Raw genomic sequence first — 25,855 nt, 5'->3', positions numbered from 1 at the left:
CGCATTCAACTAACATGCAAAACCTAAAAAAAAGTTATTTTGGAATTATTACAAGTAGAAGGGCTGACCAAGCGCTACGCATCGCATACTGCGCTGAATGACGTTAGCCTGACCATCCCCAAAGGAAGTATTTTCGGGCTGCTGGGACCGAATGGCGCTGGCAAGACCACTTTGATCCGGATCATCACCCGCATCATAGAGCAGGATCAGGGACGTGTAATGCTCAATGGTGAAGAGATCACTCCTGAAATGGTGCGCCTTATTGGCTACCTGCCAGAGGAGCGAGGCTTGTACAAAAAGATGAAAGTAGGCGAGCAGCTGCTTTATTTGGCACGTCTAAAAGGACTCTCACGGCCAGATGCCGTAGCCAAAATCAAAAGTTGGCTGAAAAGGCTCGAGCTGACACCCTGGCACAACAAAGCCATCGAAGACCTCTCCAAAGGAATGGCTCAGAAGGTGCAGTTTATAGCTACCGTACTGCATGAGCCCGAACTGATTATTTTGGATGAGCCGTTTTCAGGTTTCGATCCGGTAAATGCCAATCTGATCAAAGATGAAATTTTGCAGCTGCGCGACAATGGTGCTACCGTAATTTTTTCTACCCATCGTATGGAGTCGGTAGAAGAGCTTTGTGATCACATAGCCCTGATCAATCAGTCAGAAAAAATTCTGGATGGCAAAAAAGTAGACATCAAGCAGGCTCACAAAAACGGAACATTTATCGTAGAGCACGAAGGGCAGCTGACCGCTGGTGCGGACTATGAGTTGCTTACATCAGCGCCTGGCGAAGTAGGGTATACACGGTCTGTCATCAAAGACAAAACCGATGGAGGCCCTAATAACCTGCTGCGCGTGCTGATGGGCGAGGTGGAGATTCACTCCTTTATAGAAAAGGTGCCCACTATCAATGAAATATTTATCCAAAAAGTGAAAGGAGGCAATCATGAATAAGGTAGGGTTGATCATTGCTCGTGAGTATTTGTCGCGAGTGCGTAAAAAATCATTCATCATCATGACGCTCCTCGGGCCATTGCTGTTTGGAGGCTTCTTTTTCTTCATCGGGTGGAGTGCTACAGAGTCTGGAGAAACGAAGCACCTACAGGTGATCGATGAGAGTGGCATGTTTGAGGCAGTGTTTCAAGATTCGAAAGAAATGACCTTTGATTATAGTACTGGAAATCTGGATGCCGCCAAACGCGACCTGGAAGATGGTGCCTATGATGGAGTGCTGTACATCCCCAGGGTAGATGTAGAAAACCCGGAAGGAGTCACGTTTTATGCGCAAAGCAATCCAAGTATTTCTCTAGTCCACTCCCTTAGCCGAAAGCTGGAAGGCGAGATAGAAAACGAAAAACTACGCCGGTCAGGGATCGATAAGTCGGTGTTGGATGAGCTCAAAGCCGATGTGGACATAGCCACCATCAACCTGTCGGCTGGAGGTGAGAAAGAAAGCAGCTCGGTAGGAGCTACGGTGATTGGGTATGTAGCCTCGTTTCTGATTTACATTTTCATCTTCGTATACGGCACGCAGTGTATGCGTGGAGTTGTAGAAGAAAAAACCAGTAGGATCATTGAGGTGGTCATTGCATCGGTGAAGCCTTTTCAGCTGATGATGGGCAAGGTAATTGGTATCGCTGGTGTGGGGCTTACACAGTTTATCTTGTGGATCCTGCTGACTATGGGGGTGAGCTCTGTGGTAGGAGGAGCCTTTATGGATGATGCCATGAAGGCTCAGCAGCAGCGCCCCGGTATGGAGGAGGTAGCTGCAGCACAAGCCGAGCTAGAAGAAGACTCAGGTGGAGATTTTATGGCTAAGGTAGCGGGTGCCGTAGAATCCATAAACCTTCCGATGGTCGTAGTGGCATTCTTGTTTTTCTTTTTGGCTGGCTACTTATTATACGGAGCTCTGTTTGCAGCCATAGGCTCTGCGGTAGATAGTGATGCCGATGCCCAGCAGTTTATGCTGCCAGTCACCATGCCGCTGATTGTGGCTATAGTGATGCTCACCGCCGTGCTCAATGACCCCAATGGTTCGCTGGCCTTTTGGATGTCGATGATACCGTTTACCTCGCCGGTGGTGATGATGATGCGCGTGCCTTTTGGGGTGCCGGTATGGCAGCTAGCCTTGTCCATGGCCCTGATGGTGGGTGGTTTTGTGTTTACCGTATGGGTAGCGAGCCGTATTTATCGCATCGGTATCCTCATGCATGGCACCAAGGTCAACTACAAGGTGCTGGCCAAGTGGTTTATGATGAAGAATTAAGTAAGAAGTAAAAGTTCGTTTGTAAACTGCTTCATTGGCTCGGGTATTGGGCTGGTGGAGCAGTTTTTGTTTGATGTGGCTGCTAAATGTTGAGAATAAATTTTGGTAGATGCCAAAAAACCAAAAATTGGTGGAGCCTCCTGCTTTTAGCTATCTTAGCCCCATTCTGCTAAACCCCAAAAACTATTGAATACCTATCGTGAACAGCCCTCGGTCAGTTTGTACTCCAATCGGTCCAGCTTTAAATGGGTGGTGCTGGGTATTTCACTCATTATTAGTGCTGGCTCTATTATCTATACCGATCAGCTGGTGAAGCAGATCCGCGAGCGTGAGAAAAAGCAGATAGACCTCTATGCCCGTACGCTAGAGTACCTCACCAACGAAAGTGATGCTCCCAATCAGATTTTTATCCTGGAGGAAATCATTCAGGCCAACAACACCATCCCGGTGATCCTTACCAATGAATTTGGTGAGCCGGAGTACTACCGAAATCTGCCTAAGGCTGACAACCTAAAAGACGCGGCGAAGGGTGCCTACCTGCGCGAAGAAATCTCTAATATGAAAGCCGAGCGTGACCCCATCCTGGTAACGCTGGTGGATGACGATAATCAGGTGTATGGCTACAAGCACATATATTATAAGAGTTCGTACCTCCTGGTTCAGCTTCGCTACTATCCGTATGTGCAGCTTTCCATTATCGCCATTTTTGGGCTCATAATTTTCACGGTGTTTAACTACTCGCGTACTGCAGAGCAGAATAGGGTATGGGTAGGTATGGCTAAAGAGACCGCACATCAGCTGGGTACGCCACTCTCTTCGCTCATTGCCTGGGTAGAATATTTCAAAGAGACCTTTCCGGATCATCGCGATATCTTTTTGGAGCTGCAAAAAGACGTGGACCGGCTAGAGATGATTACTGAGCGCTTTTCCAACATCGGTAGTGTGCCGCAGATGCGGGAGGAAAACATGTATGAGGTGGTGCGTGATGTAATCAGCTACCTGGAGGTGCGCATTTCTAAAAAAGTGGCCATGACTGTAGAGGCTTTTCCCAATGAGGATATTGGTTGCTTGCTCAACAAGCCTCTGTTTGCCTGGGTGATCGAAAATATCATTAAAAATGCTGTGGATGCCATGGAGGGCAAGGGGCGAATAGATATCCGTGTGATGCGGATCAATCATGGGCAAGTAGCCGTGGATATATCCGATACCGGAAAAGGGATCGCCAAGCACCGCGTGAAACAAGTTTTTAAGCCGGGTTTTACCACCAAAAAACGAGGCTGGGGGCTGGGTCTGGCGCTGACCAAGCGGATTGTAGAAAACTACCATGGCGGGAAGATTTTTGTAAAACACTCAGAAGTAGACAAAGGGACGACCTTCAGGATATTGCTAAAAACCTGATACTCGTAGAGGTAATTTGGTATATGAGATGTGGTAGAGGGTATGAAAAGGGGTGTTTTCCTGGATATTGATGAAATCGCGAACACTTTTCCAGCGGTGCTTTTTCTCTTAATCAATTTTAGATTAATTTCGCACTCGATTCAAGATACGCTTATTTAAATCACAGTTAGATAATGGCTAATAAAGGCAAAATCACCCAGGTTATCGGTCCGGTAGTGGATGTAAGCTTTGATGCTGAAGGCTCAAAGCTACCAAACATCATGGACGCATTGAAAGTCACTAAAAAAGACGGAACCGCTGTAATCCTAGAAGTACAGCAGCACCTTGGAGAAGACACTGTTCGTACCATCGCGATGGACGCTACAGATGGAATGCTCCGCGGAATGGAAGTAGAAGACCTGGGTAGCCCTATCCAAATGCCTATCGGCGAAGACATCAAAGGACGTCTTTTCAACGTGGTAGGTGATGCTATCGACGGTATTCCTCAGCCAGATGGTGGCCAGGGACTTCCTATTCACCGTCAGGCACCTAAGTTTGAAGACCTGTCTACCTCTACAGAGGTACTTTACACAGGTATCAAAGTAATCGACCTGATCGAGCCTTATGCAAAAGGTGGTAAGATTGGATTGTTTGGTGGTGCGGGTGTAGGTAAAACCGTATTGATCCAGGAGCTGATCAACAACATCGCAAAAGCATATTCAGGATTGTCTGTATTTGCCGGTGTGGGTGAGCGTACTCGTGAGGGTAACGACTTGCTTCGTGAGATGATCGAGGCGGGTATCGTAAACTACGGCGAGAACTTTAAAGAATCAATGGAAAAAGGTGGTTGGGACCTGTCTAAGGTTACCAAAGAAGACCTTAAAGAATCTAAAGCAACTTTCGTGTTTGGTCAGATGAACGAGCCTCCAGGGGCACGTGCTCGAGTAGCACTTTCTGGTCTTACCATTGCAGAATATTTCCGTGACGGAGATGGTAGCGGACAAGGACGTGATATCCTTTTCTTCGTAGACAACATCTTCCGATTCACGCAGGCAGGATCTGAGGTGTCAGCACTTCTTGGTCGTATGCCATCAGCGGTAGGTTACCAGCCTACACTCGCTACAGAGATGGGGGTAATGCAGGAGCGTATTACATCTACCAAAAACGGATCGATCACGTCAGTACAGGCGGTATACGTACCTGCGGATGACTTGACTGACCCTGCTCCAGCGACTACTTTCTCTCACCTGGATGCTACTACCGTACTTTCGCGTAAGATTGCTGAGCTGGGTATCTACCCTGCAGTGGATCCTTTGGACAGTACTTCACGTATCCTGAGCGCAGAAATCCTGGGCGATGAGCACTACAACTGTGCACAGCGCGTAAAAGAGCTTCTGCAGCGCTACAAAGAACTTCAGGATATCATCGCCATCCTTGGTATGGACGAGCTTTCTGATGAAGATAAGCAAGTAGTACACAGAGCACGTCGAGTGCAGCGTTTCCTTTCTCAGCCGTTCCACGTAGCGGAGCAGTTTACAGGTCTGAAAGGTGTGCTTGTAGATATCAAAGACACCATCAAAGGTTTCAACGAAATTATGGATGGTAAATACGATCACCTTCCTGAAGCAGCATTTAACCTCGTAGGTACTATCGAGGAGGCTGTGGCCAAAGGTGAGAAATTGTTGGCTGAGGTCAACGGATAAGTCGAAAGACCTTTTTTTAGAGATTGACAGCTGCAGGAGGTCGCAAAAGCGGCCTCTGAGCAGCCCAAACGATATACAAGATGTTTTTAGAGATAGTAACTCCGGACGAAAAAGTCTATGAAGGTGAAGTGGAAAGCGCCACTTTTCCAGGTAGCGATGGGTCATTTCAGGTGCTGAGCAATCACGCCTCGATGATCTCTACTCTAGGTACTGGAGATATCAAGTTTGTAAGAGAGGTCAACAAAAAGCCAGAAGAAACCCACATACAAGTAAGTGGTGGTGTGGTAGAGGTGCTCAACAATAAAGTAACCGTACTGGCTGAAAAAGTGATCAACGAATAAGCGATATCATTTTTAAGATATAGAAGAAAAGGGCTGCATTTGCAGCCCTTTTTTGTTTCTCATATGTAAATGCGCTAAAAGAGGTAGTTGCTAATATATATTCTTTTTGTAAATTACTCTACGCACATCTTGCCTCAATTAAATTAATGATGATGAAAGGTGTTTTCTGTCTTATTTTCTCATTGGTTAGCTTTTGCTCCCTCGGCCAAGCGGATTTCCTTTCGTTAAAAGTGGGTGGGCTCAATCCAGATATGGTTGGAGCCTGGGGTAATGGCTATCACTTCGAATTGTCGTATGAACGGGGCTTGATTGGTGATTTATTTGCAGGGGTAGGATTAGGTGCAGGAGGCTACGATGACTACCCATCCTATATGAGACCTACGCAGCAGCTTTTTTCAGGCGTGCCTCCTGAAGCAGACAAAAGGATACGGAATCTTTCGTTTGCAGAAGTTTTTGGGTACGACTTTTATCAGGCAGGGATGCAAAATGCTCGCATCTATTTATCCTACGAATTGCCAAAATTCCTGGGGTTCAGGGTCAGGATTACTCCGGGTCTTAATCTTTTAAATCAGCAAATCGCTTCATTTAGATTAACCTCAGCGAGGTTCGAGAATGATCAACTGGTTGATTATACTGTGGGGTTTGCCGTAGAAACGTTTACCCATACAGCTTGGGATGGGGAGGTCAGTGTTCAAAAACAGGTTACTTCTAAAATGAAGGTGATGGCTTACGCTCGCTACACCCAGAATATCCCAACGAGGGATTTTAACTCAGATTATTACTACGTTGGTTTGGGGCTGAATAGGGCAATAAGTTGGTAAGTTGACGGTACTTGTGATCAACGAATAAGCGATATCATTTTTAAGATATAGATGAAAAGGGCTGCATTTGCAGCCCTTTTTTGTTTGGTGGGGGTGAATGAAGGACCTGGTGTCGTACCTGAAGAGCTTGTCGATAGCTAAACATGCTGCCCAACAAGAGCTCCTCAATGCTCAGCAAGGACCACTCAACGTCCAACAAACACCTCTCAATGCCTAACAAGCGATGCTTATGTACAACAAGGGCCACTCAATGCTTAGCAAGGACTGCTCAATGCGCAACATGAACCCCTCAATGCTTAGCAAGGACCTCTCAATAAACAACAAAGACCACTCAATGCCCAACAAGGACTTCTCAATGAGCAACATGAACGACTCAATGCTTAGCAATGCTTACTACCCATACAGTTGTTGATGCTTACTTTCGATCAGTTGGCCATAGGCTTGCTTCATCTCTTGTGATAAAAGAGATCGATGGATGAATTCCTTCCACGTGTATAACAGCTTGGAATATTTGTGAAGGATGTTTTCTGCTGCTTTTTGGGGTATGCCTGATGTGGTCATTGCATTTAAAAAATCGGAATTTCTGAGTCTTTTCTTTTTACCACATAATGTCAAGGCGAGCTCTTCGTCATCTCCTTCCACCACAAGTGCGGTGGCTACCAGGTCGTAGGCTGGAGCCAATTCGTAGTGTCCCTGCTCATTTTTGATGAGTGAGAAGTTTTTCAAATGCATGTCTGCATTTCCCGTAAGGAAACTAAACAGGGTGAGTTCATAAAATCTGACGAGATCCAGGCCGGGGTGTATGCTGCTGCGTTTTATCTCCTTTGCGATTTGCTCATGCGAAGATTTGTACTTGTCTTCAGTCAACCTGCCGAGCAGCTGGCACATGTCTTCCATGTGGATTTTTTCTCCGGCATTTCGATCCATGCGTTTGGTGATGTAGGCGAGCTCTCCAGAACTTAGTCTGATCAGTGAATGCTCTGCCGTTCGGATTTTTGATAGCTGAGCAAGGTGCATGGTCACATCTTCTATTTGAGGGAGTTCGGCCCAGGTAGGAGATTGTGGTTTGAGGATATATGCTCCCCATAGCCCCACGATTGTTAGCTTTTCGGGTTCATTGGTGGGTTTCTCTATGTGGAGGGAAAGTTTGGGTTGTACTCCGGTAACGGTGGCTCTTCCTTTGATCATTTGCTCGGCGAGGATGAGCAAATCATTTTTAGTATAGGGTACGATAGGGGGTGTAGTGGTGCCGAACAATTTCTTGCTACACCCTGGGTGAAAGTCGCTTTCGGATTCTTTATAGCAGTAAAGACAGGTCATGCGTGTGGTTCTATTGATACTGCGCCTATGCAATCTCTGCAGGCGACCAGGAGAACGCCCATTCTATCCTTTTCGTTTACTTTCCAGTTTTTTTCCACGATTTCTAAAATCCAGCCTTCTGGTATGAGGCCATCGAAAAACGGAAACAGTATATTGGAGTGATAAGGCTCCTGTTGGAGGGGTAGCGTTAAGCTTACTGGCACATTTTTGTTTTCCAAATACGTTTCCTCATATTGGAAATGGTACCCTTCTTCGTCTTCGGTGAGCGTTCCGGCCCACTTATTCTGATACAGAACTTTGGCTTTCCTCATCTCTGTTTTGTGCTACTGGTCCTAGTTCATACCCAAAAAGGTTCAATACCTGGTTTACTTTGTCCATCCTGAGCGTTGGTTTTCCTTGCTCCAGATCGCGGACAAACCGCAACCCAACTCCCGCAGCAAAGGAGAGGTCTTCCTGGTTCATTGCTGCCTGTTTTCTTTTATCCTTGACGAACGTTGCTAATCTCGTTTTCATTGTAACTATACCCTTTCGGGTTTAAAAATACACATTTTTCGCTATTATACCATAACGGGTATAGAAATGAGTGTTCTTTTTTATTTATACCTTATAGGGTATAAATGAGGTGTGAGGCTGTGTTTTAATCTTAAGGGCTGCGATCAATCCGGGTCTATGGGTGATCCCAGTCCACAGTTTTCGGCGATGGCCTCTTTGGCTGCTTCCATGCCCATTTCACTAGCTTTTCTAAAATCACGGCACGCATCAAACTTGTTGTTGAGGTTGAGGTTCATCTGTGCGCGATTGTAGTAGACATTGGGGTCTTTGGGATAGAGGTCTATAGACTCGGTAAAGTCCTCTATCGCACCGGTGTAGTTGAGCATGCCGGCTTTGGCAAAGGCGCGGTTGTCATAGTAGTAGGCATTGTCTTCGTTTACGGCTATGGCTTTGGTGAAGAAGGTGATGGCGGTGCTGTAGTCCTCCTGTGCGTAGTAGGTTAGCCCCAGATGGTTGAGAGCATCGTCATTGTCTGGGGCCAGCTCCAGCGACTTGCTGATATAGCTTTTGGCTGGTTCCAGGCTGTCTATTTCATAGAGTGACTTGCCCAGGTTGAGCAGGTATACGGGGTTTTCATTGTTTCGGGCTACGACTTCCCGAAAGTACACAGCTGCCGACCGGTAGTCTTCCATGCGGTAGTAGGAGATGCCGATCATGTTGTTGCTATTGATGGGGTCGTGACCGTGGGTCAGCGCTTTTTCAAAGTAGGTGATGGCTACCGTGTCTTTGCCTAGCTGGGAGTAGGTGTAGGCGAGGTTGTAGTGGTAGAGGCCGTTGGTGCTGTCTAGCGAGATGAGTTGCGAAAAGCTGGTGAGCGCATGCTCAAAATTGCCCTGGTTGTACTGTGCCAGCCCGAGGTTTAGCCAGGCGTCCTGATAGCTGCTGTCGAGTGCTATGGCCTGCTGGTAGTCTTCCATGGCGCTGGCCTGGTCACCCAGGTTGGCTTTGGTTTCACCGCGTTGGTTCCACGCCTGCTGGTATTCAGGGTTGAGCTCTATGGCACGTGTGAGGTCCGTTATGGCGGCATAGTTGTTGCCAAGCTTCAGGTGAGCACTGCCTCGGTTATAAAAAAAGATGAAGCGATCTGCATCTAGCTGTATGGCCTGGTTGTAGTTGCTGATGGCTTTTTCGTATGCTCCGTCTTTGAAAAACTCGTTGCCGGTTTCGTTGTACTTGTCTTCGTTTTGTTCTTCGTAGATTTTGGACTGCAGGTGTTCAGGTATTTGAAACAGGCTTTCATCTACCGGACGGTTGAGTACAGCACTGTCCAGGTTGAGGATGAGGTGCTGCTCCAGAGAAACGTTTTTGAATACTCCAGGCATAGATACTCCCTCCAGCGGGTAGTATCCGGAAAAATCCTGGATTTCTGTACTGGTTTCTTCGCGGAGCAGGTCGTGGTTTTTGCTGAGATAAATGATTTTGGTGTTGGCGCCATCTTGTATTTTTATTCGAGTGGCGGAAAGTCCATTTATAGTGGCTGTATTGGCAGCAATCACGCGTGCGTTTGCGCTAATGCCCGCATTGCCAAAGATGCCATTGTCTTCGTTTTTTTCTTTAGGGGTCACGATCACCTGATCTTGGGTGGGGTTGTAGCTCCACTCTATGCTGTCTGTTTTAACCTGGATAAATTTTGTTCCCTGGAGTTCCATTTCCATGTACATTTCAGGGTTGACAAAGACCAGGAATATGGGGAAGTGCATGCCTTTGATAAATGTGCTGCCCCATACAGTGAGGGAGGAGGTGGACTGGTCAAAGTCAGCGCTGATTTGGCGGTATTTGAGCAGTTTGGCTTCAGCTTCTTCTTTGGGACTTTCGGGGCCAATGATGGCCACACCCCATTTTTGTGCTTCTGCAGCCAGGCGCTCATCCCACTCCGCCTGCAGAGAGGGCGTCATCTGGTCATAGTTTTTTAGCTTGAAGGTAGCATTGGGCGCGGAGCCCTGACCAGCCGTGCCCAGAAGTTCGCCTTCTTCACCAATGACAAACTGGTATTTGCTGCTCATGTCCATTTCTTTGCCCTGCAGCAGCTTTACTTCCTTAAAGGTGAAATTCTTTTTTTTGATAGACCCTTCTATAGCGGCTGCATTGTTGAAGTAGTCTGGCCAGTAGACCTTACCGGTAAAGCGTTTTTTGGCGACCTGGTCCACTTCTATCACCATTAGAAACTCCGTGCCTGACGCAAATGAGAATGTGCCCATCCACTTGCCGGGTTGGAGGGCTTGCGTGGTGGCAGTGAGCGTGAGGAGGGTGCAGACTAGTGTGGTGAAAATGTGCCTTACAGGTATCATTGGCTGTGAATTGTGTGTCAAATTCTTAAAGATACACCGTCTGTGCGAAAGCTGGCACATATATTTGATGTGCCAGACTGGGTTGAATTGGACGACTACAGTCAAAATCGTTTCTATATTTACTGTTGCGTTACCTTCAATTTCTACACATAACATTGCGAACCAATCGTAAACTAATAGACAGATGAAACTGATTTGGAGAGCTTCACTACTTACCTTGATAGGCTTGTTTATATCCATTACAGCTTTTTCTCAGGGAAGCCAGGAAAAGCATCACTCGCTAAAAGTTGGTTCTGGTGGTCAGTTTTTAGGAACCGGAGACCATATAGGTTTCGTATTTCATGCCGAGTATACATTGCATTTGACAGATCGGTTGGGTTTTTCTTTGGCCCACCTCAATGGGAGTGCCGAGTCCTTTGTGTCAGGCGGGAATTTTTACTCAGCTAAAATTTGGACAATCGATGTTTTAGCGAACTATGTGCCATTTCAGCAACAGGCAGATTGGTTTTCCATTTCCTTAGGACCCTCATTGAGACTGTTGAAATCACTGGAGGGAGCCGGGTACCAAACCGTAGATGATGAGTTAAACCCTCAGAACCATGGCTCATCTATAGGTTATCCGGTTTATAGAGATGAAGTGAGTGTTGGTCTTACCACGATGGTGAATGTTAGGTTGCTACAAAAGGGTCAGTTTTTCATAACGACTAATCCCTTTTTGCAGGGGCTTTATTCTACTGGAGATGTTGCATGGGGGACAATGATTTGCGTCGGTTTTAAGTTGTAGTTATTCCTCTTTCAGGTATTTCACAGGGTCTATTTGTGCTGCTTTGATGGTCTGAAAGCTCATGGTGATGAGTGTGGTGCATAGCATGATGCCTCCGGCAGCCAGGAGCGTAAACATTGAGATGGCTGTGCGGATCGGGTAATCTTCCAGCCAGAGATTCATCAGGTGCCAGGTGGCAGGTATGGCCAGCACAAAGCCAATGCCCAGCAGCTTTCCAAAATCACGTGATAGTAGCAGCCAGATACTGCTCATGGAGGCACCGAGCACTTTGCGAATGCCTATTTCTTTGTTTCGCTTGTCGATCACATAGGCAATGAGCCCGATGAGCCCAAGGCAGGCAATGAGTACAGCGAGTATGGCCAGCGCACGGAGCATTTTGCCAAATACGATTGCCTGGCTAAAGAGCTGCATGTACTCCTGGTCTACAAATGCGTAGCTAAAGGGAGCCTTCGGGTTGGTGGCTTGCCATTGGGCTTCCAGTGTTTGCAGCAGGGTGGTAAGCTCCTCTGGCTGTACTTCCCGGCTCAGGTTGAGTGTAAGCTCATAGTTGCTGTCTCTGTAGATCGGAGCATTATTGGCCAGGATGGCGAATGGGTACTGATTGCCCGACAGGCTGGTGGTGAAATCGTCCATTACCCCTATGATGGTAAATTTTTGTCCGTAGTGCTCGAGCTTGTGCTGCAGGGCTTCTTCAGGTGTGGTAAATCCAAGGTTTTGGGTTAGGCGACGGTTCACGATGATGTTGTTGGACTCGTTAAAAGCCTTGCTGAAGGAGCGCCCGTGGATGATCTCCAGGCCAAAAACATCCGTGAAATGCTCATCGGTTGCCACATAGTTAACGGACAGTTGTTTTTCTTCCTGGCCGTCCAGGGTGAAGTTGTCAAAGTCGTGCACCAGCGGAGGCGTATCTGAGGCGTAGGTCACCTGCTCGATGAGTGGGTTGCTGAGGAGGTCGTTTTTGAAAGCTTCAAAAGAGTTTCCAAGACGGTTGGCGTGCTGGATGATGATTTTATTGTCCCGGTCGAAGCCCAGATCAAAAGACTGCCAGTAGTGCACTTGCTCCTGAATGATGAGTGTGCTGCCGATCAGGCCTATAGAGATCGTAAACTGCAGTGTCACCAGTAGGTTGCGTACGCGTGTGCCTTTGGTGCCGCCCTGTATGGTGCCTTTGAGTACCTGTGCTGGTCTGAAGGAAGACAGGTAAAAGGCCGGGTAGATGCCGGCGAGCGCTCCCATGCCCAGCGCTATGATGGCCATAGAGGGTAGTAATAGTATGGTTTGGAAAGGCTTTAGTGCCAGGTCGGTATTCATGGCCTGGTTGAATAATGACAGGCTGAGCTCTGTGAGCAATATGCCCACCACTACAGCGGCTGTAGCCAGTAGAACAGATTCTGTGAGAAACTGAAAGATCAGCAGCGACCGGCCAGAGCCGATGACCTTGCGCACGCCTACCTCTTTGGCACGAGCCGTAGAACGCGCTGTGGAGAGGTTGATGAAATTGATTAGTGATAGCAGTAGGGTAAGTCCTGCTACCATCCACAGGATGTAGAGCGTTTTGATGTCGTTTACTTCATTGAGGCGTGAGTAGACATTGGTAGATCTCAGGTGGATGTCTAGAAGTGGTTGTAGATAGAGGTCCCATTCTTCACCCGAAGCTTTGAATTCTTCGTAGCTGATGCCTCGATACTTTTGCAGAAAAGGCTCCAGATATTTTCCGGGCACTTGAGCCACTTTTTGGGCTACCTGCTCCAGAGAGGCGTCTGGCCGCAGCACGCCGAAGGTGATAAAGGTGGTCCACATCCAGGAGTCTGCCTGGCGCTGTACCCGTGGAAAGGAGGACATGGAAAGCAAGAAGTCAAACTCGATGTGCGAATTGCCGGGCAGGTCTTCGGCTACTCCCGTCACCTGAACAGTCTTTTGCTGGTCGCCTTCACCCATTTCCAGTTGCTTGCCCAGGACGTCTATACTGCCAAAGTAGCGCTGGGCAGTGGTGGCCGTGAGTACGACGCTGTTGGGGTGTGTGAGAGCAGTAGCCGGATTTCCGCGCAATAGCGGAAAGGTAAACACCTGAAGGAAATTACTGTCTGCAGCCACGATGTTGTCTTCTTCAAACATGATGAGCTTATCGGGTGCATTGTATCTGACGAGCCGGCTGCCGGGAGTATGTGCTCTGGTGAGGCTTTCAAATTCGGGGATTTCGCTGCGCAGGGCGTGGATCACGGCAGGTCCGGTGGAGCCAAACAAATCATCGGTATCCCCCCATATAAAGGTCTGGTTGACTCGTACGATCCGGTCTGCTTTTTCATGAAACTGATCATAACTCAGCTCATGATGGCTGTATAACCATACTGTGAGGCATGCTGCCACACCTATAGATAGCCCGATGATGTGCAGGATGGAAAAGAATTTTTGGCGCTTGAGGTTGCGGATGGCGACAGTAAATAAATTTCTGAGCATGGTTAGTGTGTTTGAGCTGCTAAGGTGCTAAATCTTTGCCAGAAAATGTAAGTATCAGATATACAGATGGTTGTGTTTGTTTTGGGGCGCGTGAACTGTTCGTTTTCGAACAATTTAATGTGCGATTGGCAAGAAGTATTTGAATTAGTTTCAAAGGGTAGGTAAATCACCTAAAAAAAGCCTAGGTGAATGGCTTAATACATATTTCGTATCCCATTTCGCACAGCACCTAAATCCTCAAAATCAGCATTTTACTCTTATATAGGGCGTTTTTCTATGGCAATTTTGTAATGTAACTAATCCAAACAAACGCCATGAAGAACGCCATACTGACAATCGCTATTCTAACACTCATTCTTACTACGGCCACTGCTCAGGGAGTGACGGTCACTAACTATATCGAACGTACCACAGTAAACACCAAAATAGGGACTGCAATCGGCTATGCATTTTCTCCCAACGTGGAAATCGGAGGGTTTTACCAGCGCTCTCCCGTGGTGGCTCTTGCAGAAGAAGGAACTACAGCAGATGTAGAAAACCAGTTCTTCGGAGCCTATATGACTTATCCTTTTATAGCATCAGGAAGTGCAGCTGTGAGCTTGAAGGTCCGTACGGGAGTGATCAATAATCAGCATTTTATGATCACACCGAGTGTGCAGGGAAGCTTCGAGCCTATCCAGCATGTAAAAGTATTTGGAGATGTAGGGGTAAGAGCCTTTAGGCCTACTTTCATGGCCGGTATAAATATCCGAATCAATAGCTGGAATCCTCGTAACTGATACTATGCCATAACCAACAACAGAATTAAGAACCACTTTAAGCTAAAGAAAATGAACACTACAACCGTAAGCATCGAAACAGCCATTATTTCAGCATTTACTAAAATGCAGCAATTGGGTAGACGCCCAGCCTCTAAGCTGGTAGTAGCTCAAACCGGACAGACCCCCTATGTGTGCTATGACAGGAGATCGGCCAGGTTGCACATTGCAGGCGTGTCTCTGGGCGCCGGGATGGAGGCATTTTACGAGCCGTTTGTAAAAGAGCTGCGGCAAGGGCTGACCAATAAGAAAGCCACTACGGTAGAGCTTTATCTAAAAGACATTAACCCTGAGACCGCCAAAGTACTTTTCCAACTCTTTAAATCACTGAAGAAAGCGATGGCAGAGGGTACGGACTCTCAGGTGTTCTGGATGGCCGACAGATCCAATAGAAAGCTTCAGGATATGGCAATGGATTTTGCAGAATTATACGAGCTCAACCTTGAGCTTAAATTGATATAGCAGTTAGAAATAGATTAGGTTAGGCGAAACACCTTCGGGTGCATTTCAGAGCCGAAGTTTACTTCGGCTTTGTTGTTTCTAACTGCTACTAGGTGATTCGCCTATGAGATTTGGGGTTTATGCCTAAATGCTGAAAATCAGGGTTTTACCCTTATAAATAAGTTGGTTTAAAGCCATCTTTGTATAGTACGGTTCCTATCGGATATTCATAATTCTTCCCAACAAGCCACGACCTGTGGTACGAATATTTAACCATCATTTACCATCAAACTAAATCACCGATGAACGAACGATCAGATTTAATACCTGAGTATTTACAGGAGCCCCAGAGCCAAAACAACATTGGTATCCGGGTATACCAGGCCACAAATGAAACACCGTATGTACAGCTCAACGAACGCTTGCGGGCGGTGTTGATTAGAGGAAAGTCCGTATCGGACAATGTGCCGGAGTTTTATGCGGAGATTTATAACTGGGCCAGTAAATGCCTGAATGAGCATCGTGAGCTCACGCTGATGCTCGCCTTTGACGAGCTGTGCCTCAATACCATCGTGATGCTCATGGATGTATTTCATGAGATGGAAAAAGTAAAGCAAGCCGGAGGAGAGGTGGAGGTCAACTGGTTTTCCAGAAATAAAGATGAAGGTATGAGGTTGGTGGGAGTAGAGTATGCCCACCAGTTTGACATTCCTTTCAATACAATATCTAAAAATTTCTAACAGGGCCAGGTGGATCGCTCAGCATTAGTAGGTGATCCACCTATTTTTCCTAATTAAGCATTATGCCCTTACCAGGGTAGCGCATTCTCCCCACCTTTGTATACATAAGAAGTCACCAACACTCAGGCTTCACCTTCCCAATGCAGGTTCGCTCCCACGGACCATTCTTACCCGGCCGACTTTATTTATTTGACTAAAGAACTATTAAACCGTAAGAATTATGCAGTCTACAGCCCAAAACCCAGTACTTTATCCAGCATTAGCCGAAATCCTGGACGCATCTAAGATCAGACGCGCTACACCTTATGTGCACTACGATCGTCATGCACAGTGTCTGACTATTGCTGAAACCACCGCTGGTGTAAACATGGAGGAGCTTTGCACGGCTGTAGTAGACCAGTTTAAATCTGATGCGTCTGAGCTGAATAAACTCAAAGTGGAGGTGCAGTTTAACAGGCTAAATACTATCAGTTCTAGTTTGCTTTTTGAGGTATTCAAAGTGCTGGGGAAAGCTGCAGCTATGGGCAAAGAAGTGTATGTGGCATGGATAACAACGTACGACAACATAGAGATGATCGAGACAGGAATGGATTTTCAGGATATCTACGGGCTCGACTTTGATTTTAAAACCAGGTAACCCAACCAGGAGACGAGGCTCTTTTTAGCGGTGAATTGAGCGGAGGGGAGTATGCGCATGGCGCGGCTCCCCTTATTTTTAGCGTGCGACCAGTTGGAATCAGAGAATTGCCTATGCAACTACGAGAAATGCTTATTTATGCAATATCCGTATAATACGCTCACGTAGGTCTGACATGCCAGCTAACTTTAAAAATATTTAGAACTGGAAAAAGCACCGTGCAATTGCTATGGAGGTATGAAGCGAGTTGACCATCTAGCGAGAAACCGACGGATATTGCACTGGAGGCTTGGAAAAAAAACTACTCACATGAAACGAATGATAAAAACGGCAGGGATAGCAGCAGTGGTGCTGTATGTGCTGTCACTGGCCAGTAACTTCTAATACCTAACTATGAGTAGCTTTGAGCAGGATTTTTTGTCATCCAGACAGGCGCCAGTGGTGGCACCTGCAGGTGATCTGATCATCGACCCAACAACCTCAACACCGCATGTAAGCTATACGCTGCACAACTCCACGTTGGTAATTCGCGGTACATCCACACGAGCCACTATCAGGCCTTTTTACCGGCGGATCTTTCATCATGTACTCGGTGGCCTCAAGCAAGCCAACAAGCTTCGGGTTTCATTGATTTACGATGAAATCAATCACGACTCTGTCTTTCTACTAATGGAGTTTTTTAATCGCCTGGAGGAGGAGTCTAAAAATGGTGCAGACATAGCTCTCGACTGGTTTTCCAAAGATGAAACCCATCCGATTTACTTTACGGGCAGAGAGGTGTTTACTGTACTGGAGCTATCGTATCCGGTGCGGATGCTCTGCCTGGCTAGCTGATTGCTGATACTGGCGCTGATACCTCATCCAGCTCTAGCATGCCACTGATAAAACTGATTTTCTGAAAAGAAGTGAGGTCGCTTACGCTAAGCGGGCAGGATATAATACGTCCTGCTTCTAGTAGCGCCTGCCTGCGTACGCCATTGAGTAGGCAGTGTGCTGGGGTGTACCAGTGGGATCCGTCCCATAGCGCGATGTTGGCATAGAAGCTATCGGTTAGCAGCTGGTTTTTTATGATGAGTATTTCGTCGGCATTGCCACGTTGGGCAAAAAGAGACTCCAGGTCTTCTCGATGCGCATATTTGTAAGTGTAGGTCAGTGATGGGGTGGCGGTTATTGTTTTTATCTGCTGTATTTGCCGGTTGGTATAGGGGGTGGAGGTAACATCCAAATGGTCAGCTCCATAGTGTACTCGTACCTTGTGCTTGCTTTTGGCAGGCTCCGGCAGATGGTCCGTCAGCTGTGGTGGTGTGCCTCCAAAAAAATGACGATAGGTCTGTGCCAGACGCTGCTGATGGTATGCGAGCAGCGGGTAGGTGTGGTCTACTGCGCAGATGGTTTCCAGAAAAGTAGGGCCTAAGGTCATGCTAAGAGGGTTAACAAGGGATGTAGATTTTATCAATTACTTCCTGGTATTCACTGGCTTCGTTGCTAAACGAAGTGATGCCGCCGCCACTTTTGTAGTAGAGCTGATTGTTTTCTTTTTCTATGAATCGGATCATGACTCCACTGTCCAGGTTTTGGCCATCGTACACTCCACAGATGCCGGTATAAAAGCCGCGCTCATAGGTCTCTGCATTGGCGATGATCTGCACGGTTTCTTTTTTGGGAGCACCCGAAATGGAGCCGGCGGGCAGCAGTTTGAAAAGTAGTGTGCCCAGTCGGCTGTGATAGTCCTGGGGAAGCTGGCCCCGAATTTCCGAGCTCACTTGTAGGAGGGTTTTTTCATGGGTTTGTACTTCGGTGATAAACCGAAATTTGGTGACGGCTACCTTTTCTGCGATCTGGCTCAGGTCATTGCGAATCAGGTCTACGATAGTGACATGTTCGGCGGTTTCTTTAGGGTCGTTGAGCAGTTGCTGGCGCGCATTGGGTACGGCAGCATCCAGGGTGCCTTTCATCGGGTAAGAGTAGATGTGTCCGTCTTCAATTTTGACGAAAGTCTCCGGTGAAAAAAATACAAACTGATCTTGGTAGCGAAGCTTGTATTTAGCCTTGCTTACGGCATAAATCTCTTGTAGTGAAAGGTTTGTGGTTATGGGCGTTTTTACGGTAAGGTTGACCAGGTAGGAGTTGCCAAAGTTGATTTGATCTACCACGTATCGAAATGCCAACGCGAATTCTTCGCGAAGCAATGGTTGTTTTGAAAACGCGAAATTGGGTTTGGAGTGACTCGATGCCTGGTCTCCAAATGCATAGGTGATGTTGTGTTTTTGGAGCTGGTCTAGCGGGCATACAAAAGCACTGGTGCCCAAAAAGTCTGTGAAAAACAGGAAGGGGGTGTGGCTTTTGCCCAGGGCATTGATCTGCTGAATGGCTGCTGGTCTTCTAAGCATCATGTTTTTTTGCCGCTCATTCGTTTCCACATCTTTTTCTCAAACTCCCAAAAGAACGCAAACTGCCCAAACAAGAAACCATAAAATAACAGTATGACATTGTAAACAGGCAGGATGAGCAGGTAATAGGCGATTGTAAACCAAAGGCTTTTTTCGCCATCGGTGGTGAAAAGCGAAACGATGGGGTCTTTGAGAAACATGACGGTAAATCCGGTGCAGGCGAATACGATCAGTACGATGATCACCTGAAAGCCACTTTTAAGGTTCCAGCGTTTTTTTAATTTATCTATCCAGCTCATTGATGATGGGTTTAAAGGCAGTCCAGGAAGGTTTACAGGTGAAAGTTACCGGTTGTTTGCGAACCGGATGTATAAAGCTAAGCTGAAAAGCGTGCAATGAGATGCTTTTGTCGGGGTTTGGTGTAGGGTATCCGTATTTTAAGTCTCCCTGAATGGGACAGCCCATCTGGGCCAGTTGTACCCGTATCTGGTGTGGCCTGCCCGTGACCGGAAATACTTTGAGCAGGCAGTGTGTCTTGTCTGTGGCGGCAAGTGCATAGTCCAGCTCGGCTTTTTTAGCGTTTCCTTTCGCTTTGGAGTATGCACGGGTGATGTTTTTGCTGCCATCTTTCACGAGCCAGTGCACCAATTTGTTGGCTGGATTGGCGGGTTTTCCCTGGCTGATGGCCAGGTAAGTTTTTTTTATTTTATCCTCCCGAAAGAGCTTGTTCATGCGCTCCAGTGCTTTTGAAGTTCGCGCAAAGGCACAGATTCCACTCACGGGTCTGTCCAGCCGGTGGGTAGGGTGCAAAAACACCTCTCCGGGCTTTTGGTATTTTTCTTTGATATATGCCCTTCCCCAGTCCGTGAGTGTACGATCGCCCGTTTTGTCTCCCTGCACCAGCCAGCCAGCAGGCTTGTGCAAAATGAGTAGGTGGTTGTCTTCGTAGATCACACGGGGAGTTTGCATAAGGTGCAAAGGAAATAATACTCCGGCAATTGGCGATGCTCCGGAGGTTTTGTTTGATAGGAGAAGGGAGAAAATACCGCATGGTGATGAGCTTTTTGATGGACAGACACAGCTTCGTGGATTTTATCCAGTCAGATCACCCTCATTTTTTGTGAGATTGTGCTAATTTGTTGGTTGCCAATACGGAGTAGTTGTATTCCATTTTTTTGTGTTATCACCAGACCTAATGAAAGCCATTTTAAAGAACCTGCTATATGCCGGTACTTCTCAGGAAACCGAGGAGGCCATCAAAAGTCGTGTTTATTATACCAACTGCCTGGTAGTTTTTGCCATCCCTATAGTGGCAGTGCTTACGCTGGCACTGATAGTGTCGGGGCTAGGGGAGGTAGCGCTGGAGGCCCTTTTTGTGCTTCCAGTTTTTGTGATAGGCTATGCGCTCAATGTAGGCGGCTGGCATCGGGCGGGTCGCGTATTTCTGGTATTTGGGATGGTGTGCTACGAGGTGTTCACTTTCTACTATTTCAACCTCCTGTATATCGAGCAGGGAGTAGATGCAGGTATCATGCGTGTGCAGGTCAATAAGATATACCTGTGGCCAGTGATCATCGGTACGGCTATCATTTTTGATCTGCAGCGAGAGCGAAAGCTGTTCAACTTTACCCTGGTCGGGTCGCTGCTGTGCTATGTGTTTTTTGAAAGTATTCAAAGCGCACTTGGGCTGCCGGTAGATGAGCTGCCGTATGAACAGGCCGATATGAACTCGTTCAATATAGCCGCCCGTACTGTAGCGGCCATTGTTGCTTTTGAGTTGTATCTAATTGTGAATATGCATCAGAAGTTTGAAAAGAAAATTTCGGAGCAAACACGAATAGCAGAAAGTAAGAATGAGGAGGTGATCAGGCAAAACGCCATATTGGAGGAGGCTCAGCTTCGTCTGGGTGATACCATAGAGGAGACCAACCGCCTGATCAAAGAAGTGGTGGAGTCGGGCAATTACAGTCTGCGGATGCATGTGGATGAGCAAAACGGGCAATGGAGTGATCTGGCTACTTCTATTAATTCCCTTTTTGAATCGCTGGTGGCGCCGTTTTCAGAGCTCAATCGTGTGATCAACCAGATGTCCAGAGGCAACCTGACGGAGCGGTTTCGGATGGAGTGCCAGGGTGAAGTGGCCCGGCTGGGCGAAAACCTCAACAACGCCCTGGAGAATGTTTCGGATCTGTTGAATGATATCAATGATCAGTCTCAAAATATCCGAAGGGTGGCTGTAATCAGTCAGGAAAATAGTGATCAGGTGAACCGACAGGTGGTGGAAATAGCTCAAACGATGAACGAAATCAGTGCGGGTGCCGCCAATCAGGTGACGCAGGTAAATGCTACATCAGAGCTGATCACTAATATCCGCCAGTTTTCGGGACAAATCGATAGCCAGGCGGCCACCATCAACCAAACCGCATCTGAAGGAGTGGAAATCTGCCAGACGGGTAGTCAGACCATTGAGCAGGTAGGAGATAGCATGCACGAGATCCTCAATTATTTTGAAAAGAGCAGGTCTTCTATACAGGAGCTTGGCACAAACTCCGCTGAAATCTCCAAGATTCTGGGCATCATAGAAGTGATTGTCTCTCAAACTAACTTGCTTTCGCTCAATGCAGCCATAGAAGCTGCACAAGCTGGGGATGCGGGCAGAGGGTTTTCTGTGATCGCTTCAGAAATACGCCAGCTGGTCGAGCAGTCCAGGGATTCTGTAAAGCAGATAGAAGCGCTGGTGGCCAATGTGCAGTATTCGGCCAACACAACTGAGCAGCTGATCACAGATATGAACAGTGTGGTGCAGGCAGGAGGAGCGCATACCTCGGAGGCTAAACGGTCATTTGCAGAGATGGCTGCATCTTACGAGGAGACGTTTCGCTTGTCCAATGAAATAGCTCAGTCTACGAAGCGACAGTACAGTGATGTGAATGAAATCGCAAGCAGAGTTGAGAAAATAGTGGTGATAACCGAAGAGACTGCTGCCGGAGCAGAGCAGGCTGCCACTTCTACGCAGCAAATGTCTAACCTGATGCAAAGCTACCACGGTATAGCTGCTGATGTGACCCGTATAGCGGATGAGCTGACAGGAAATACCGGTCGGTTTGTAATGGATGGCGAAGCTACTAAGCGAGCAAGTGCCGATGAGGTGATTGCTGAGCGCGGTTAGCCTTGATGCAGTGCGTGGGCGGGTGGTCAACCCTCAACCCAACGCACTGAAAGCTTACACTAAAATTCGCTGATGTTGTGAAACTGGATGTCGGGGAAGTTGTCCTGCACCATTTGCAACCACGCCTTGGACTCGGCCATAAATACCAGCTTGCCTTCTTTGTCTTTAGCGATGTGGCGGTATTTGTCTTTGACAAATGCATCCAGCTTGGCGTCATCTTCAGCACTGATCCAGCAGGCCTTATAGATGCTTACCGCATCAAATCGGGCCTTGGCATTGTACTCATTGAGGAGGCGATGCTGCAATACCTCAAACTGTAGAGCACCTACAGTTCCTACCACTTTTCGAGACCCCATCTCAAAGGTGAAAAGCTGTGCAACCCCTTCGTCCATGAGCTGGTTGAGACCTTTTTCCAATTGCTTGGCTTTCATGGCGTCCAGGTTTATTACCTCGCGGAACAGCTCTGGTGAAAATGACGGGATGCCCTTGTAAAGTCCTTTTTCCCCTTCGGTGAGTGTGTCGCCTATCTTGAGGTTGCCAGTATCATACAGACCAATGATGTCACCAGGAAATGCTTCGTCTACTGTTTCTTTTTGCTGTGCCATAAAGGCCGTGGCATTCGAAAACCGGAAGGGCTTTTCCTGTCTTACGTGGTAGTAATTACTGCCTCGTTTGAAGACTCCAGAGCAGATGCGCGCAAAGGCAATGCGGTTGCGGTGCTTGGGGTCCATATTGGCATGGATTTTAAAAATGAATCCCGAAAATTTCTTTTCCTCGGGTAGGATTTGACGCTCCTCTGTTTCACGAGGGACTGGAGGTGGGGCTATTTGGATAAAGCAGTCCAGCAGTTCGCGCACGCCAAAGTTGTTGACGGCACTTCCAAAAAATACGGGTGCTACTTTACCATCCAGGTATTGTTGTGTGTCAAAAGGGTCGTAAACGCCGTTTACCAGTTCGATTTCTTCTCGCAACTCCTTCACAGAACTTTGAGGGAGGTGTTGCTCCAGTGCCGGGTCATCGATGCCTTTGATTTCTACTACATCGGTCACCTTTTTTGTTTTGCTGGGCTCGTAGAGGTTGAGGTTGTTTTCAAACAGGTTATAGACGCCTCGTAAGGATTTACCCATTCCGATAGGCCAGCTCATCGGGCGCACTTTGATGTCGAGCTTTTCTTCGATTTCATCTAGCAGGTCAAAAGCATCGCGTCCTTCTCGGTCGAGTTTATTGATAAAGCATAGCACAGGAGTATTGCGCATGCGGCATACTTCCATGAGCTTTTCGGTCTGTTTCTCCACACCTTTCACACAGTCGATCACCATGATTACACTATCCACAGCGGTGAGGGTACGGTAGGTGTCTTCTGCAAAATCTTCGTGACCAGGAGTATCCAGGATGTTTATTTTGAGGTCTTTGTAGTCAAATCCCATCACGGAAGTAGCTACTGATATACCTCTTTGCTTTTCGATTTCCATCCAGTCGGAGCGTGTGCCCACATCTATTTTGTTGGATTTTACTGCTCCAGCGGTTTGGATGGCTCCACCAAAGAGGAGGAGTTTTTCTGTAAGGGTGGTCTTACCAGCATCCGGGTGAGCAATGATGCCAAAGGTGCGGCGCTTCTGTATTTCCTGTTCGAGTGTCATTCCCTGCGTTTTATTAAGCCCGCAAAGTTAAATATCTTTAGTTCATGAAGCGAAAAACGATTTTGCAAGCGCTGACTTTTGTGGCTGTATGCTGGCTCGGGGGACGACTATTTGCGTTTTTGGCCAAAGAATATGGTTTTACCTTATCCATTGGTTTGGGGGCGAGTCTGGCCATTGGAATGCTTTTGCTAGTGAGCATTGCAGTGGGTAGGCATCTTCGAAAATGATGCAGGAGGGTTACCCTTTCAGAATTCTGGTTTTAACTTCCGACTGGTAGTTACGGCCTATGGGCAGGTACTTGCCGCCGATTTCTACCTGATTGCCATCTATCGCTTTGATTTTGTCTAGTGAAGCTGTGTAGCTGCGGTGTATCCGCATAAACCCCTCTGGAGGTAAGAGTTCGGTAAACGAGTGCAGGTTGTGGTGTACGATCAGGTCTTCGTTTTGGGTGCGCACCATCACATAGTCCTTGAGGCTCTCCACATAGAGGATCTCATCAAAAAAGACCTTGACCATCTTTTTGTCCACTTTTAGAAAGAGGTGGTCGTTTTTTGCGGAGCTTTCTGAGGAGCCATTGGCTGTAGGAAATTTGAGGCGGTCATGTGCTTTTTGGACCGTGCGGAAAAAGCGTGGAAATTCGATTGGTTTTACCAGATAGTCCAACACGTCATAGTCATAACTTTCAGCGGCATATTCGCGGTATGCTGTAGTGATAACTACCAGCGGGCGTTCTTTAAGGCTTTGGAGAAATTCCATGCCAGTTAGCTTGGGCATATTGATGTCCAGGAAGATCAGGTCCACGGTATGCTCTTCCAGGTATTTTAGAGCTTCCAGAGGATTGCCGCATGACCCTACGCAGATGAAGTCATCTACTTCTTCGATGTATTTTTTGATTACGCTGATGGCCAGGGGTTCATCATCTATGATCAGGCATCTTATATTCATAGCATTTTGGGGTTGAGGGGAATTTTTAAATCTACACGATACTTTCCGTTTGAGTCATCTATTTTGAGATCATATTCATCCTGGTAAAGCAATTTAAGCCTACGGATGGTATTGGTTAGGCCTATTCCTTCATTTCCATTGAGTTGCTTGACTGCAGTGGAGTCGTCAATGGTTTTGGTCTGATTGGAAATTTGAAAGTGTAGGATGTTGGCATCACTCACATCCAGCTGAATCTGGATATCCAGCGAGCCGTCCTCTGATTTTTCGCCGTGCTTGATGCTGTTTTCTAAAAAGGGAGAGAGTATTAGTGGTGGAATCTGCCCTTCTAACTGTCCGGAGATTTGTAGGTCTACGTTGAGTTTGTCCCCAAACCTTATTTTTTCGAGCTCTATATAGTTTTTCATGTGCGTAACGGTCTCCATCAGGCTCACTACGTTAGCCTTGGCCCGGTAGATCACAAAGCTCATCATGTTGGATAGCTTTAGGATGGTGTTTGGCGCTAGTTCGGATTTGTCCAAAGTGAGCGCATACAGGCTGTTGAGGGTGTTGAAAAAAAAGTGAGGTTGAATCTGGCTTTTGAGGTAGGCCAGCTCCGTTTCCAGACTGTTTTTTTCCAGTTCGCGCTGAGCATCCCGCTCTCGTATGCGGTCTATGGTAAACTTAATGGCAGCTGTAAGGCCTACAATGTAGAGCTCACCAACGAAGACAGACAGCAAGTAGCTGATACCAAACAGGTTGGTTTCTTTATAGGCACTTTCTGGCCAGATGTCTGTGGTCACCAGGTAGTACGTCAATATGATTTTTACCAGCGACATGATCAGTGTGGCAGAGAAAATGCCCACACCGTACCAGACGTATTTTTTGGTAGTCAGGAGTTTGGGTACCAGCCAGTACAAGTGAAAGTAGACCAGTACGATGTGGATCGGGAATTCAACGAGATTGGATTTGATGGAGTAGATGTAGTCACTGAAATAGTGCCCCCACCTCACGCTGTTGAAAGTGAAATACCCCAGCCAAAAAATGACATGGTAGAGGATGATCCGTTTTTGGTTGCTCACGTGCATTTATCTGTGTTCAGAGCATCAATATATTATTAAACTATTAGATATCGGCTCTTCAATCTTCCTTGATTGAAGAGAAATAGCGTTTTTTAGCCGAATGGTAAAGTT

General features: G+C 47.1%; 26 protein-coding genes. 14 read left to right on the top strand and 12 right to left on the bottom strand.

Features of this window, described 5'->3' with window-relative positions; translation table 11 throughout:
- Window positions 1-39: 39 nt before the first annotated feature.
- From C7460_RS02425 to C7460_RS02400, 6 genes are all read left to right on the top strand, one after another.
- Window positions 40-951 carry an ABC transporter ATP-binding protein gene (locus tag C7460_RS02425; RefSeq protein ID WP_115866459.1) on the top strand — a complete coding sequence of 304 codons (912 nt, stop codon included), beginning with the start codon at window positions 40-42 and terminating at the stop codon, window positions 949-951.
- Window positions 944-2,263 carry an ABC transporter permease gene (locus tag C7460_RS02420; protein WP_115866458.1) on the top strand — a complete coding sequence of 440 codons (1,320 nt, stop codon included), beginning with the start codon at window positions 944-946 and terminating at the stop codon, window positions 2,261-2,263. The genes C7460_RS02425 and C7460_RS02420 overlap by 8 nt, the downstream gene beginning before the upstream one ends.
- Before the next feature lie 186 nt (window positions 2,264-2,449).
- Window positions 2,450-3,661, top strand: coding sequence for a sensor histidine kinase (locus C7460_RS02415; protein ID WP_115866457.1), 1,212 nt, complete (start codon window positions 2,450-2,452; stop codon window positions 3,659-3,661).
- A 173-nt stretch (window positions 3,662-3,834) separates the two neighbouring features.
- Window positions 3,835-5,343, top strand: a complete 1,509-nt coding sequence (gene atpD, locus C7460_RS02410; RefSeq protein WP_115866456.1) for a F0F1 ATP synthase subunit beta — start codon at window positions 3,835-3,837, stop codon at window positions 5,341-5,343.
- Between the two features lie 80 nt (window positions 5,344-5,423).
- Window positions 5,424-5,684 carry an ATP synthase F1 subunit epsilon gene (gene atpC / locus C7460_RS02405; protein ID WP_115866455.1) on the top strand — a complete coding sequence of 87 codons (261 nt, stop codon included), beginning with the start codon at window positions 5,424-5,426 and terminating at the stop codon, window positions 5,682-5,684.
- A 146-nt stretch (window positions 5,685-5,830) separates the two neighbouring features.
- Window positions 5,831-6,505 carry a hypothetical protein gene (locus tag C7460_RS02400; protein ID WP_115866454.1) on the top strand — a complete coding sequence of 225 codons (675 nt, stop codon included), beginning with the start codon at window positions 5,831-5,833 and terminating at the stop codon, window positions 6,503-6,505.
- Window positions 6,506-6,898: 393 nt separating this feature from the next.
- Here the strand turns inward: C7460_RS02400 and C7460_RS02395 are convergent, their stop codons facing one another.
- The 4 genes from C7460_RS02395 to C7460_RS02380 form a co-directional block, all read right to left on the bottom strand.
- A complete protein-coding gene (locus C7460_RS02395; protein WP_115866453.1) occupies window positions 6,899-7,825 on the bottom strand; it encodes a type II toxin-antitoxin system HipA family toxin in 927 nt (308 codons plus the stop codon).
- On the bottom strand, window positions 7,822-8,136 hold the full coding sequence (locus C7460_RS02390; protein WP_115866452.1) for a HipA N-terminal domain-containing protein: 315 nt from the start codon (window positions 8,134-8,136) through the stop codon (window positions 7,822-7,824). The genes C7460_RS02395 and C7460_RS02390 overlap by 4 nt, the downstream gene beginning before the upstream one ends.
- Window positions 8,105-8,338, bottom strand: a complete 234-nt coding sequence (locus tag C7460_RS02385) for a helix-turn-helix transcriptional regulator (RefSeq protein WP_115866451.1) — start codon at window positions 8,336-8,338, stop codon at window positions 8,105-8,107. Before C7460_RS02385 ends, C7460_RS02390 begins: the two co-directional genes overlap by 32 nt.
- A 143-nt stretch (window positions 8,339-8,481) precedes the next feature.
- A complete protein-coding gene (locus C7460_RS02380; protein ID WP_170147852.1) occupies window positions 8,482-10,665 on the bottom strand; it encodes a tetratricopeptide repeat protein in 2,184 nt (727 codons plus the stop codon).
- Window positions 10,666-10,849: 184 nt separating this feature from the next.
- Between C7460_RS02380 and C7460_RS02375 the strand changes: the two genes are divergently transcribed.
- Window positions 10,850-11,449 (top strand): hypothetical protein, encoded by a 600-nt coding sequence (locus C7460_RS02375; protein WP_147302826.1) that lies wholly within the window; start codon window positions 10,850-10,852, stop codon window positions 11,447-11,449.
- Here C7460_RS02375 and C7460_RS02370 read toward each other — a convergent pair whose 3' ends face one another.
- A complete protein-coding gene (locus tag C7460_RS02370; RefSeq protein ID WP_115866448.1) occupies window positions 11,450-13,906 on the bottom strand; it encodes an ABC transporter permease in 2,457 nt (818 codons plus the stop codon).
- Window positions 13,907-14,220: 314 nt separating this feature from the next.
- On the opposite strand from C7460_RS02370, the gene C7460_RS02365 reads away from it, so the two are divergent.
- The 5 genes from C7460_RS02365 to C7460_RS02345 all read left to right on the top strand — a co-directional run bounded on the left by C7460_RS02365 (window position 14,221) and on the right by C7460_RS02345 (window position 17,376).
- Window positions 14,221-14,685: a hypothetical protein gene (locus C7460_RS02365; protein WP_115866447.1), complete on the top strand. Its 465-nt coding sequence runs from the start codon at window positions 14,221-14,223 to the stop codon at window positions 14,683-14,685.
- A 51-nt stretch (window positions 14,686-14,736) separates the two neighbouring features.
- Window positions 14,737-15,186 carry a SiaC family regulatory phosphoprotein gene (locus C7460_RS02360; protein WP_115866446.1) on the top strand — a complete coding sequence of 150 codons (450 nt, stop codon included), beginning with the start codon at window positions 14,737-14,739 and terminating at the stop codon, window positions 15,184-15,186.
- Window positions 15,187-15,467: 281 nt separating this feature from the next.
- A complete protein-coding gene (locus C7460_RS02355; RefSeq protein ID WP_115866445.1) occupies window positions 15,468-15,905 on the top strand; it encodes a SiaC family regulatory phosphoprotein in 438 nt (145 codons plus the stop codon).
- A 220-nt stretch (window positions 15,906-16,125) separates the two neighbouring features.
- The gene (locus C7460_RS02350; RefSeq protein ID WP_115866444.1) at window positions 16,126-16,542 is read left to right on the top strand and encodes a SiaC family regulatory phosphoprotein; all 417 of its coding nucleotides are present in this window, start codon (window positions 16,126-16,128) and stop codon (window positions 16,540-16,542) included.
- A gap of 393 nt (window positions 16,543-16,935) precedes the next feature.
- Window positions 16,936-17,376 (top strand): SiaC family regulatory phosphoprotein, encoded by a 441-nt coding sequence (locus tag C7460_RS02345; protein ID WP_115866443.1) that lies wholly within the window; start codon window positions 16,936-16,938, stop codon window positions 17,374-17,376.
- Here C7460_RS02345 and C7460_RS02340 read toward each other — a convergent pair.
- From C7460_RS02340 to C7460_RS02325, 4 genes are read right to left on the bottom strand one after another with little or no spacing between them, the layout of a single operon-like run.
- Window positions 17,369-17,962 carry an aminotransferase class IV gene (locus C7460_RS02340; RefSeq protein ID WP_115866442.1) on the bottom strand — a complete coding sequence of 198 codons (594 nt, stop codon included), beginning with the start codon at window positions 17,960-17,962 and terminating at the stop codon, window positions 17,369-17,371. The genes C7460_RS02345 and C7460_RS02340 overlap by 8 nt on opposite strands.
- A 10-nt stretch (window positions 17,963-17,972) precedes the next feature.
- Window positions 17,973-18,935 (bottom strand): aminodeoxychorismate synthase component I, encoded by a 963-nt coding sequence (locus C7460_RS02335; protein WP_221409426.1) that lies wholly within the window; start codon window positions 18,933-18,935, stop codon window positions 17,973-17,975.
- Window positions 18,932-19,231, bottom strand: a complete 300-nt coding sequence (locus C7460_RS02330) for a DUF6787 family protein (protein ID WP_115866441.1) — start codon at window positions 19,229-19,231, stop codon at window positions 18,932-18,934. Before C7460_RS02330 ends, C7460_RS02335 begins: the two co-directional genes overlap by 4 nt.
- Window positions 19,215-19,901 (bottom strand): RluA family pseudouridine synthase, encoded by a 687-nt coding sequence (locus tag C7460_RS02325; protein ID WP_115866440.1) that lies wholly within the window; start codon window positions 19,899-19,901, stop codon window positions 19,215-19,217. Before C7460_RS02325 ends, C7460_RS02330 begins: the two co-directional genes overlap by 17 nt.
- A gap of 226 nt (window positions 19,902-20,127) precedes the next feature.
- Between C7460_RS02325 and C7460_RS02320 the strand changes: the two genes are divergently transcribed.
- Window positions 20,128-22,101, top strand: a complete 1,974-nt coding sequence (locus C7460_RS02320; protein WP_115866439.1) for a methyl-accepting chemotaxis protein — start codon at window positions 20,128-20,130, stop codon at window positions 22,099-22,101.
- 59 nt (window positions 22,102-22,160) lie between these two features.
- On the opposite strand, the gene C7460_RS02315 is transcribed toward C7460_RS02320, so the two are convergent.
- Window positions 22,161-23,741, bottom strand: a complete 1,581-nt coding sequence (locus tag C7460_RS02315; protein ID WP_115866438.1) for a peptide chain release factor 3 — start codon at window positions 23,739-23,741, stop codon at window positions 22,161-22,163.
- Between the two features lie 44 nt (window positions 23,742-23,785).
- Between C7460_RS02315 and C7460_RS02310 the strand changes: the two genes are divergently transcribed.
- Window positions 23,786-23,968, top strand: coding sequence for a hypothetical protein (locus tag C7460_RS02310; protein WP_115866437.1), 183 nt, complete (start codon window positions 23,786-23,788; stop codon window positions 23,966-23,968).
- Window positions 23,969-23,978: 10 nt separating this feature from the next.
- On the opposite strand, the gene C7460_RS02305 is transcribed toward C7460_RS02310, so the two are convergent.
- Window positions 23,979-24,686, bottom strand: coding sequence for a LytR/AlgR family response regulator transcription factor (locus tag C7460_RS02305; protein ID WP_115866436.1), 708 nt, complete (start codon window positions 24,684-24,686; stop codon window positions 23,979-23,981).
- Entirely contained in the window at window positions 24,683-25,744 is a 1,062-nt protein-coding gene (locus C7460_RS02300) for a sensor histidine kinase (protein WP_170147851.1), read from the bottom strand. Before C7460_RS02300 ends, C7460_RS02305 begins: the two co-directional genes overlap by 4 nt.
- Between the last annotated feature and the right edge of the window lie 111 nt (window positions 25,745-25,855).

Source organism: Marinoscillum furvescens DSM 4134 (genome assembly GCF_003386095.1).
Lineage (GTDB): Bacteria > Bacteroidota > Bacteroidia > Cytophagales > Cyclobacteriaceae > Marinoscillum > Marinoscillum furvescens.
This window is presented reverse-complemented; position numbering and strand designations above follow the sequence as displayed.